Raw genomic sequence first — 11,373 nt, 5'->3', positions numbered from 1 at the left:
CGAACAGAGAAGTTAAGCCTATTTGCGCCGATGGTACTACACTTGTGGGAGAGTAGGTCGTCGCCTTTTTTAGAAATCCTCAGCATTTATTTGTTGAGGATTTTTTTGTTTTAACTTTAACCTATATATTATATATTTATTTTTAAATATAGATAAATATTAGCTTTTACTTATCTTCAAACTCTGTATTGAAATGCTAACCATGGTAACAAATAAGGAACTAGATTTAACTTGGGATTTTGTAAATAACACAGAAAGAAATGTGTTTTTAACTGGAAAGGCAGGAACAGGTAAAACTACGTTTTTACACAGGTTAAAGATGAAGTCTTTAAAAAGAATGGTAGTCGTCGCTCCTACTGGTGTTGCAGCTATAAATGCAAAAGGAGTAACGATACATTCATTTTTTCAATTGCCTTTTGGACCCATTATACCTAATGAGGATTTAAAAGGTTCAGGAGGATTTAATCGAAAATTTAGTAAAACAAAAATCAAAATTATTAAATCTATGGATTTATTAGTTATTGATGAAATTAGTATGGTTCGTGCTGATTTATTGGATGGTATTAATAAAACACTTAGGCGATTTAGAATAAGAGATAAGGTTTTTGGTGGCGTCCAGTTATTAATGATTGGAGATTTACAGCAATTGTCTCCTGTTGTAAAAGAAAATGAATGGCATTTATTAAAACCTTTCTATAGCAATGCTTTCTTTTTTAGTAGTTTATCGTATAAAGAATGTAATTCTGTAACGGTTGAATTGAAACATATTTATAGACAAGATAACCCAAAGTTTATTGATATTTTAAACGAGATTAGGAATAATAGGCTGTCTCAATCTTCGGTAGATGAATTAAACAAAAGATATCAATCCGATTTTTCGCCGAAAGCAGATGAAGGTTACATTTCTTTAACAACGCATAACATTAAGGCTGACCAGACAAATAAAACAGAATTAGAAAAATTAAAAGAAAAAATAGTTAGCTATAAAGCATCGATAGATGGTAAGTTTCCAGAGTTTTCTTATCCTAATAAAGAAGAGTTAGTCTTAAAAGTTGGTGCTCAGGTTATGTTTATTAAAAATGATAGTTCTACAGATAAACGTTATTTTAATGGTAAGATTGGGAAAGTAGTTTTATTAGATAAAGATGAAGTTGTTGTAAAGTGTCCAGACGACGATTTCAATATTATTACTACTCCAGAGATATGGGAGAACATAAACTATACTGTAGATAAAGAAACTAAAGCTATTACAGAAAACAAAATTGGTTCTTACACGCAAATGCCTTTACGTTTAGCTTGGTCAATTACTATACATAAAAGTCAAGGCTTAACGTTTGAGAAAGCTATTATAGATGCACAAGGAGCTTTTGCTCATGGTCAAACTTATGTTGCGTTAAGTCGTTGTAAAAGTTTGGAAGGTTTGGTGTTGAAAACTAAAATTAATTCTAGTCAGATAATTAGTGATAGCAATGTGATTTCGTTTAATAAAATGGCTGAAGAAAACCAGCCAGATGAAACTGTTTTAGAACAATCTAAATCTGAATTTCAACTTAATTTAATTTCGGAGATTTTTAATTTTTATAAATTTCTATATCCCGTTAATAGAGTGTTAGATTTGTATTATAAAAATAGAGGTAGTATTGAAGGTAAAATAGAAACACCTCTAATTTCTATTAAAGATTGTATAACTAATTTACTTAAAGTAGCAAATGCTTTTAAAGCGCAGTTAAATGAATTATCAGAAATTACTCTAATTCCAGAATCAAGTAAAGAAATACAATCCCGTTTTATTAAGGCATTAAATTATTATAAAAACGAAGTTGAAACAAAAATTCTTGAATCTTATAAAACCTTTAATTTTACAACAGATAATAAAACAGTAGAAAAGGATTTAGTAAAAGCCTTAGATTTATTTGAAGAGTTATTGGCAACAAAGCAACTTTATTTTAAAAATTTAACAACTGGTTTTAAAGTTAATACATTTTTAGAGTTGCGAGCAAAATCCGTGTTTTTAGCTAAAGAAGTACCAAAGAAACTAAGAAAAACGGTTATAGATGGCACTACAAATGGTGAGTTATTTGAACTACTTCGTCAATTAAGAAACACAATTGCAGAAGATAAAGATTTAATCCATTATCAAATTTTTAATCAAAAGTCTTTATATGAAATGTGTGAAACCTTACCAACAAATAAAACAGAATTACTAAAAGTAAACGGTTTTGGAAAAACACGAGTAGAAAAATATGGAACAGAAATTTTAAAAGTAATTAGAGAGTATTGCGATGAAAATGATATTCAAACTTCTAAAAATGTTGAAATTTTTGAAGTACCAAAGCCGAAAAGACAAAGAGGAGATACTAATAGAACATCTTTGCAATTATTTAAATCAGGTAAATCGATAGAACAAATTGCAATGGAACGCGATTTGAATGTGAATACTATTACTGGACATTTAGCGAGTTTTATAGCTTCTGGAGAAGTGAAAATTCTTGATTTAATTTCAGAGAAACATTATAAAGAACTTAAAGCTATTATTCCAAATCAAAAGTTTGAAAACCTTTCAGATTTAAAACATCAAGTTGATAACAAGTATACTTTTGGAGAATTACGTTTGGTGTTAGACGATTTATCAAACAAATAGAAAAAGCTTCGAAATAAATTCCGAAGCTTTTCATAATATATTAATTAGAATCTTTTATCCTTTAATAAGACCTCTAGAGATGACAATTTTCTGAATTTCAGAAGTTCCTTCATAAATTTGAGTAATCTTAGCATCACGCATCAAACGTTCTACATGATATTCTTTTACAAAACCATTTCCACCGTGAATCTGTACAGCTTCAACAGTGTGTTCCATAGCTACTTTTGAGGCATATAATTTTGCCATTGCACTAGACATATCGTAATTATTACCTTGATCTTTATCCCAAGCAGATTTCATTACTAACATTCTAGCAGCTTCAATTTCTGTATACATATCTGCCAATTTAAAAGCTATAGCTTGATGGTTACAAATCTCAGTGCCAAAAGCTTTACGTTCTTTAGAATATTTTAAAGCTAATTCGTAAGCACCAGAAGCAATGCCTAAAGCTTGAGCGGCAATACCAATACGTCCTCCAGATAAGGTTTTCATGGCGAATCTAAATCCAGATCCATTTGCACCAATCCTATTTTCTTTATGTACTTTAACGTCATTAAATTGAAGTGTATGTGTATCACTTCCTCTTATTCCCAGTTTATCTTCTTTAGGTCCAATGTCAAAACCAGGAGTTCCTTTTTCAACAATAAAAGCATTAATTCCATGAGAGCCTTTGTGTTTATCTGTTTGAGCTATTACTAGGTACACATCTGCTCTTCCTCCACTTGTAATCCAATTTTTTGTTCCGTTAATCACATAGTGATCTCCTTTATCAATTGCAGTAGTTCTTTGAGATGTAGCATCACTTCCTGCTTCAGGCTCACTTAAGCAAAAAGCACCTACAAACTCACCAGTAGCAAGTTTTGTTAAGTATTTTTGCTTTTGCTCTTCAGTTCCATAAGCTTCTAAACCGTAACAAACTAAAGAGTTGTTCACAGAAACAATTACAGAGGCAGAAGCATCAATTTTAGACAATTCCTCCATTATTAGCACATAAGACATAGCGTCCATTCCACTTCCACCATATTTTGGATCTACCATAATGCCCATAAAACCTAAATAACCCATCTTTTTTACTAGTTCTTGTGGGAATTCTTGCTTGTTATCACGTTCTATTACACCGGGTAATAATTCGGTTTGCGCAAAATCTCGAGCAGCGTCGCGTATCATTAAATGTTCTTCGGTTAAGCTAAAATCCATATTTATATGTGCTGTTAATTTGATAAAATTAGAGTACAAATATAGCTTTTTATTAGTTTTTTGTCAATAGATATTTCTATTTTTACATAATATGATAAAAAATGAATACAATATTATTGGTGTTATGTCTGGTACATCTTTAGATGGAATAGATTTAGCATTAATAACGTTCAATTTTAAATCTATTTGGACTTTTAAAATAAATGTTTCAGAAACTATCACTTATAATGAAGAATGGACAAATAAATTGAAAAACTTAGTTAAACATTCAAAAGAAGAATTAAACGACTTAGACAATGAGTACACTTTGCATTTAGCTAAAGTTATATCAAATTTTATTAATCAAAATAATATTAAAAAAATTGACGCTATTTGCTCTCATGGGCACACAGCTTTACACAAGCCTGAAGATGGTTTAACTTATCAAATAGGAAATCTCCCTATTCTATCCACAAAAATAAATCAAACAATAATCTGCGATTTTAGAGTGCAAGATGTTGCTAAAGGAGGTCAAGGTGCTCCTTTAGTCCCAATTGGAGATAAACTATTATTTTCAGATTACAACTATTGTGTTAATCTTGGAGGATTCGCAAATGTTTCTACCGAAATTGAGGGTAAACGTATAGCTTTTGATATTTGTCCTGTAAACATTGTATTAAATAAATATGTTTCGAAATTAGGTTTTGCATACGACGATAAAGGAAATCTAGCTAAAACTGGAAAAATTAATAATGATTTATTAAATGAATTAAATAAGCTTCAGTTTTATAGAGAAACCTATCCAAAATCACTAGGTTTAGAATGGGTAAATGATATAATGTTTCCTATAATTAATAGTTGTAATCTTTCAATTGAAGACATTTTAAGAACATACATAGAGCATATTGCGATTCAGACTTCTTCAGTTTTGAATAAGAAAGAAAACGCTTCAGTTTTAATAACTGGAGGAGGTGTTTTTAATTCATTTTTATTGTCTAGAATTAAATTTTTAAGTAAAAATAGAATCCAAATTCCTTCCAAAGAAATTATAGAATACAAAGAAGCACTAATTTTTGGCTTTTTAGGTGTCTTGAAACTACGTGAGGAAAACAACTGTTTAGCCAGTGTTACAGGAGCTAAAAAAGACCATTCTTCTGGAGTGATATTTCAATTATAAAAAAATTAAATTTTTACTTTAAGCGCCTTTAGTTTTTTATATTTGTAAAACTAATCAACTTTCTATAAAATGAATCAACTTTAGATACATTTCAATTATATTTTCAGAATTAAATTTAAAAAAGTTAACAAAGATTCAACAATTATAAATGAAAGAATTACTAAAAAAATACGAGAATAAAGAGCCAGAAATAATCTTTAATTGGAAAGATGCAGAAACTGAAGCTGAAGGTTGGACTGTAATAAACTCACTTAGAGGTGGAGCTGCAGGAGGAGGTACAAGAATGAGAAAAGGTCTTGATATGAACGAAGTTTTATCTCTTGCCAAAACAATGGAAGTTAAATTCACTGTTTCTGGACCAGCAATTGGAGGAGCAAAATCTGGTATTAATTTTGATCCAAAAGATCCAAGAAAAAAAGGAGTATTGGAACGTTGGTATAAGGCTGTCTCTCCATTGTTAAAAAGTTATTATGGAACTGGAGGAGATTTAAATGTAGATGAAATACACGAAGTAATCCCAATTACAGAAGCCTCTGGTGTTTGGCATCCTCAAGAAGGTGTCTTTAACGGTCACTTTAAACCTACAGAAGCAGATAAGATTAATCGCATAGGACAGTTACGTCAAGGTGTAATTAAAGTTATAGAAAATCCAGGTTTTTCTCCAAACGTTGCGAAAAAATATACAGTAGCAGACATGATTACGGGATATGGTGTTGCCGAAGCTGTAAAGCATTATTACGAAATTTATGGAGGAACTGTAGTAGGTAAACGTGCCGTTGTCCAAGGTTTTGGTAATGTAGGTTCTGCTGCAGCTTATTACTTAGCTCAAATGGGAGCGAAAATTGTAGGTATTATAGATATTTCTGGTGGTGTAATTAAGGAAGAAGGGTTTTCTTTTGATGAGATTACTAATTTTTTCTTAACAAAAAACGGAAATACACTTCTAGCAGATAATATGATTCCATTTGCAGAAATGAACAAACGTATTTGGTCGCTTCAAACAGAAATATTTGCACCTTGTGCAGCGTCCAGATTAATAACACAAGATCAAATTAGTCAAATGATTAATACAGGATTAGAAGTTATTTCATGTGGTGCAAATGTACCTTTTGCAGATAAAGAGATTTTCTTTGGAAGTATTATGGAGAGTACAGATGAAAAAGTAAGCTTAATTCCAGATTTTATTTCAAACTGTGGAATGGCAAGAGTATTTGCATACTTTATGGAACGTAAAGTGCAAATGACAGATGAAGCGATATTTAACGATACTTCAAGCATTATTAAAAAAGCAATTCAAAATACATTCGATAAGAACCCAAGTAAAACAGAAATTAGCAAGACAGCATTCGAAATTGCACTAACTCAACTTGTTTAATTCTCAATATAAACTATGGAAACAGTAATTATTCTAGTATTTGTATTTGGTTATTTAGCCATTACATTAGAACACAGTATTAAAATAGATAAATTAATTCCTGCATTAGTCATGATGGCAATAAGTTGGGCATTAATTTCATTAGGTATAGATTCTTTTCCAAATTGGTTCGATTCTGCTAAACACGCCTTAGTAGATAATTTTCCTGCATTAGGTCATGAGGCTAAAATGCATTTAATGGAGGAAACTCTATTACATCATCTTGGTAAAACAGCAGAGATTTTAGTGTTCTTATTAGGAGCAATGACTATAGTTGAGATTATTGATTATTTCGATGGTTTTTCAACAATAAAGAATTTTATAAAAACAAAAAAGAAATCTAAAATTCTTTGGATTTTTTGTGGTTTAGCATTTGTATTGTCAGCTATAATAGATAATCTAACAGCAACAATAGTTTTAATTTCAATACTTCAAAAAATTGTAAAGGATAGAAATGTGCGTATTTGGTATGCAGGATTAATTATTATTGCAGCAAATGCTGGTGGTGCATTCTCTCCAATTGGAGATGTAACTACTACAATGTTGTGGATTGGTAAAAAAGTATCTACAGGACATTTATTTGGTTACTTATTATTACCATCATTAATATGTATGTTAGTACCAACCATTATTGCTTCATTTTTACCTGCTTTTAAGGGAAATTTAGAATCTCAAGAAGAAGATACAAACAAACCAAAAAGTCGCTTCAGTGGTAGCATGTTATACTTAGGATTAGGTGCTATTGTTTTTGTGCCAATTTTTAAGATGGTAACACACCTACCTCCTTATGTTGGGATGATGCTGTCTCTAGGAGTTGTAGCTATTTTTGCAGAAATTTATAGTTCTTCAAAATTCAGTTTAACAGAAATGGATGGAGGAGAAAGCCAAGCCCATGCGCACCATAGTCCAGTACATCATTCTTTATCTAAAATCGAATTACCAAGTATATTATTCTTCTTAGGGATTTTAATGGCTGTCGCAGCACTAGAATCTTTAGGAACATTATTCCTTTTTGCAGATTCATTACAGACTTCTGTTCCAATGCTAGGAACAGAGTTACATCACTCTGGCGTATCAGATTTAGTAGTAATATTATTAGGTATAGGATCTGCAGTTATAGATAATGTACCTTTAGTAGCAGCAAGTTTAGGTATGTTTTCAGAACCAATGGATAACGAGTTATGGCATTTTATAGCCTATTCAGCAGGAACTGGAGGTAGTATGCTTATTATTGGCTCTGCAGCTGGAGTTGTTGCTATGGGAATGGAAAAAATAGATTTTTTCTGGTATTTCAAAAAAATATCATGGTTAGCTTTAGTCGGATTTTTAGCAGGAACATTAGTTTTCTTTTGGAATAGAACTTTGTTTTAACATACGTAACTACAAAAATTAACGTTATACATTTATATAAACACTCAATATGATTAGTACATTAATACAAGACACAGCTCAAGATGCAGAAGTTTTAGCAGAAGGAGAAACAGTAGAAAAAACATTATCAATAATAGAGTTAATTACAACGGGAGGAACAGCCGGAATGGTAATTATAGGTTTATTATTCGTTTTATTTGTTGTCGCATTATATATTTATTTCGAAAGACTTTTAGCAATAAAAGAAGCTTCAAAAGTAGATTCAAATTTTATGAATCAGATAAAGAATTATGTAAGTGAAGGTAAAATTGACTCTGCTCAAAACCTATGTTCACAAGCAAATTCTCCAGTCTCAAGGTTAATTAGTAAAGGGATTTCTAGAATAGGTAAACCTTTAGACGATATTAATACAGCTATTGAAAATGCTGGACGATTAGAAATTTATAGTTTAGAAAAAAATGTAAGTGTTTTAGCAACCATTTCTGGTGCTGCACCAATGATTGGATTTCTTGGAACAGTTATTGGAATGATATTATCAATATTCGAAATTGCAAACTCTGGTGGTTCTATAGATATAAAAACTCTGGCAGATGGTTTGTATACTGCAATGACAACAACTGTTGGAGGTTTAATAGTCGGAATTATTGCTTATATAGCATATAATCACTTAGTAGTAAAAACAGATAAAATTGTTTACAAGATGGAAGTAAACTCATTAGAGTTTTTAGATCTTTTAAATGAACCAATTTAACAACTAATTGATGAATTTACGCGGAAGAAATAAAGTAACACCAGAATTCAATATGTCTTCCATGACCGATATTGTATTCCTTTTACTTATCTTTTTTATGATTGCTTCAACGTTAGTATCTGCTGAGGCCATAGATTTATTATTGCCAAAATCTACTAGTAAAACTACACAAACTAAAAACATATCAGTTAGTGTAGATAAGGATACTAATTACTATATAGACCTGAAACAGGTCTCTAAAGATCTCTTAGAGTTAGAATTAATTGCAAAGCTTGGTAGTGAAGAGTCTCCAACAATAACAATTCGTTCAGACCAAGATGTAGAAATGAAACATGTTGTATACATAATGGATATTGCGAATAGAAATAGGATAAAATCAACTTTGGCAGTAAAGTCTCAGTAAAATGAAATATTTAGAAACAAAACACGAAAAAAAATCTGCTACAATAACAACAATAATCGTTGTTATTGTAGTGCTTTTATGTTTTGTTGTTGGTCAAGATTACCAAGATCCTCCAGAAGAATATGGAGTAGCAATTAATTTTGGAGAATCCAGTGCGCTAAACGAAAATATTAGACCAAAAATTTCAGAGAAAATTCAAGAAGAAGAAGCTGAACCTGAAAAACCTATAGTAGCAGAAGCAGAAACAGCAGCAGCAGAGCTTAATAAAATTGAAGAAGAAAAATTAGCAGAAGAACTAGCTAGTAAAGAAGCTGCAGATGCAGCAGCCAAAGCGGCAAAAGCAGAAGCTGAAGCGGCTGAAAAATTATTAGCACAGCAAAAAGAGGAGGCTTTAAAAATAAGAAACGAAAAAGAAGCCAAAGCTAAAGAGAAAATACAGAATCTTAAAAAAGAGGCAGCAGAAGCCAAAGATAAAGCTGTAGCAGATGCAAAAGTAAAGGCAGATAGAGCAGCTAGTGACAAAGCAGATGCAAAAGCTATAGCAGATAAAGTAGCCAGAGATAAAGCAGCAGCAGATGCAAAGGCAGAATCAGATAGAGCAGCTGCAGTAAAACTAGCAGCAGAAAATAAAGCAAAAGATAATGGGAAAACTCCCAATTTTGATGTTATAGAAAACTCACCTATTTATCCAGGTTGTAAGTCAGGAAATAATACTGCAAGAAAACAATGCATGAATGACAAAATCAAGCAATTTTTAAATAATAACTTTAATAAAATGCTTGCCTCAGATTTAGGCTTGAATGGTTTTCAAAAAATATATATACGTTTTACAATTAGTGAATCTGGTAAAGTTGCAGGTATTAGGGCTAAAGCAGCAGATGTTAAATTAGAAACAGAAGCTAAAAGAGTATTAGGTTTATTACCTAAAATGCAGCCAGGAATGCAACAAGGTAGGCCTGTATCTGTTGCTTTTGATCTTCCTCTTAGTATAAAAATTAATTAATTTTTAAATAGTTTAAACTATATTAAAAAGTCTGATAAGATGAAATACTTACAAACAAAACATGAGCAACATTCAGCTATTATAACAACTCTAATAACAGTTATATTAGTATTGCTTTGTTTCGTAATTGGACAAAGTTATCAAGATCCTCCAGAAGAATATGGTGTTGCTATAAATTTTGGGAATTCATCAGTTGGCAGTGGAAATATACAACCAAATAAGCCTGTAAAGTTTGAAGATTTAAATATCAATAAACAACCTCAAGAAGCGCAATCAGAACCAAATAATGCAGCAGCTTCAGACCAAGTTAAAGAAGATATTTTAACTCAAGATACAGAAGAAGCGATAGCGATTAAAAAGGCTGAAGCTGAAAACAAAGCTAAAGCTGATGCAGAAGCTAAGAAAAAAGTAGAAATTGATGCTATGTTAGGAGGAATGAATAATTCCGAAGGAGAATCAAATGCAAGTGAAGGCAACGATAATAAAACAGGAGATAAAGGACAGCTCGATGGTAATTCTTATGCACCAAGTTACTTTGGAGGTGGAAAAGGAAATGGAGGTGTTGGTTCTGGTTTAGGTGGACGAGGTCAAGAGGAATTTACTAAAGTTATACAAGATTGTAATGAAGAAGGGTTGGTAGTTGTTAGAGTAGAAGTAGATAGAAATGGTCGTGTACTTAAAGTAGAACCTGCTAAAGGAACAGAAAACTCAGCACCTTGTTTATACAAAGCTGCAAAAAAAATTGCAGAATCTGGTAAATGGCCTGCAGACTCAAAAGCACCGACAAGACAAATTGGTTTTGTAAGTGTAAATTTCAAATTAGGTCAATAAAACCATGAACTATCAAGATACTATTAATTGGATGTTTACGCAACTTCCAATGTATCAAAAGCAAGGAAAAAGTGCTTTTAGAATAGATTTAAGTAATGCTATTTTAATATCAAATCACCTAGAAAACCCTGAAAGTAAATTCAAATCAATTCATGTTGCGGGAACTAATGGCAAAGGTTCTACTAGCCACATACTATCCTCAATTCTACAAGAAGCAGGATATAAAGTTGGTTTATATACTTCACCACATTTAAAAGATTATAGAGAGCGTATAAAAATAAATGGTAAAGAGGTTAGCAAGCAATTTGTAATTCAATTTATAAAGCGGAATAAATCTTTTTTTGAATCAAATACGTTATCATTTTTTGAAATGACAGTTGGTTTGGCATTCGATTATTTTGCAAAGCAAAAAGTAGATATCGCTATAATTGAAGTTGGTTTAGGTGGCAGGTTAGATTCTACAAATATTATCATACCAGAAGTATCTGTAATTACCAATATTGGTTTAGATCATACCCAATTTCTAGGAAATACTTTAAAGTCTATAGCCAATGAAAAAGCTGGCATCATTAAATCAAATATTCCTGTTGTAATCGGAGAAAATCA

At 31.3% G+C, this 11,373-nt stretch carries 10 protein-coding genes; 9 read left to right on the top strand and 1 reads right to left on the bottom strand.

Annotated features, from left to right (window positions below):
* Window positions 1–202: 202 nt before the first annotated feature.
* A complete protein-coding gene (locus QNK89_RS00050; RefSeq protein WP_340168874.1) occupies window positions 203–2,641 on the top strand; it encodes a helix-turn-helix domain-containing protein in 2,439 nt (812 codons plus the stop codon).
* Between the two features lie 54 nt (window positions 2,642–2,695).
* On the opposite strand, the gene QNK89_RS00045 is transcribed toward QNK89_RS00050, so the two are convergent.
* Entirely contained in the window at window positions 2,696–3,838 is a 1,143-nt protein-coding gene (locus QNK89_RS00045) for an acyl-CoA dehydrogenase (protein WP_340168873.1), read from the bottom strand.
* 91 nt (window positions 3,839–3,929) lie between these two features.
* On the opposite strand from QNK89_RS00045, the gene QNK89_RS00040 reads away from it, so the two are divergent.
* The 8 genes from QNK89_RS00040 to QNK89_RS00005 all read left to right on the top strand — a co-directional run.
* A complete protein-coding gene (locus tag QNK89_RS00040; RefSeq protein WP_340168872.1) occupies window positions 3,930–4,994 on the top strand; it encodes an anhydro-N-acetylmuramic acid kinase in 1,065 nt (354 codons plus the stop codon).
* 148 nt (window positions 4,995–5,142) lie between these two features.
* Window positions 5,143–6,369, top strand: coding sequence for a Glu/Leu/Phe/Val dehydrogenase dimerization domain-containing protein (locus tag QNK89_RS00035; RefSeq protein WP_340168871.1), 1,227 nt, complete (start codon window positions 5,143–5,145; stop codon window positions 6,367–6,369).
* Window positions 6,370–6,384: 15 nt separating this feature from the next.
* Window positions 6,385–7,779, top strand: a complete 1,395-nt coding sequence (gene nhaD, locus QNK89_RS00030) for a sodium:proton antiporter NhaD (protein ID WP_340168870.1) — start codon at window positions 6,385–6,387, stop codon at window positions 7,777–7,779.
* Window positions 7,780–7,828: 49 nt separating this feature from the next.
* Window positions 7,829–8,530 carry a MotA/TolQ/ExbB proton channel family protein gene (locus tag QNK89_RS00025; protein ID WP_340168869.1) on the top strand — a complete coding sequence of 234 codons (702 nt, stop codon included), beginning with the start codon at window positions 7,829–7,831 and terminating at the stop codon, window positions 8,528–8,530.
* Window positions 8,531–8,540: 10 nt separating this feature from the next.
* Window positions 8,541–8,933, top strand: a complete 393-nt coding sequence (locus tag QNK89_RS00020; RefSeq protein WP_340168868.1) for a biopolymer transporter ExbD — start codon at window positions 8,541–8,543, stop codon at window positions 8,931–8,933.
* A gap of 1 nt (window position 8,934) precedes the next feature.
* Window positions 8,935–9,936 (top strand): cell envelope integrity protein TolA, encoded by a 1,002-nt coding sequence (tolA, locus tag QNK89_RS00015; RefSeq protein WP_340168867.1) that lies wholly within the window; start codon window positions 8,935–8,937, stop codon window positions 9,934–9,936.
* Between the two features lie 39 nt (window positions 9,937–9,975).
* Complete coding sequence (locus QNK89_RS00010) at window positions 9,976–10,767, top strand: energy transducer TonB (RefSeq protein ID WP_340168866.1); 792 nt, start codon at window positions 9,976–9,978, stop codon at window positions 10,765–10,767.
* Window positions 10,768–10,771: 4 nt separating this feature from the next.
* Window positions 10,772–11,373, top strand: a 602-nt coding sequence (locus QNK89_RS00005; RefSeq protein WP_340168865.1) for a Mur ligase family protein, incomplete at its 3' end; no start/stop codon positions are given.

This window comes from Lacinutrix sp. (assembly GCF_037625555.1).
In the GTDB taxonomy this organism is placed as follows: Bacteria; Bacteroidota; Bacteroidia; order Flavobacteriales; family Flavobacteriaceae; genus Lacinutrix.
The sequence above is the reverse complement of the archived record's forward strand: the minus strand, read 5'-3'. Positions and strand labels throughout refer to the sequence as shown.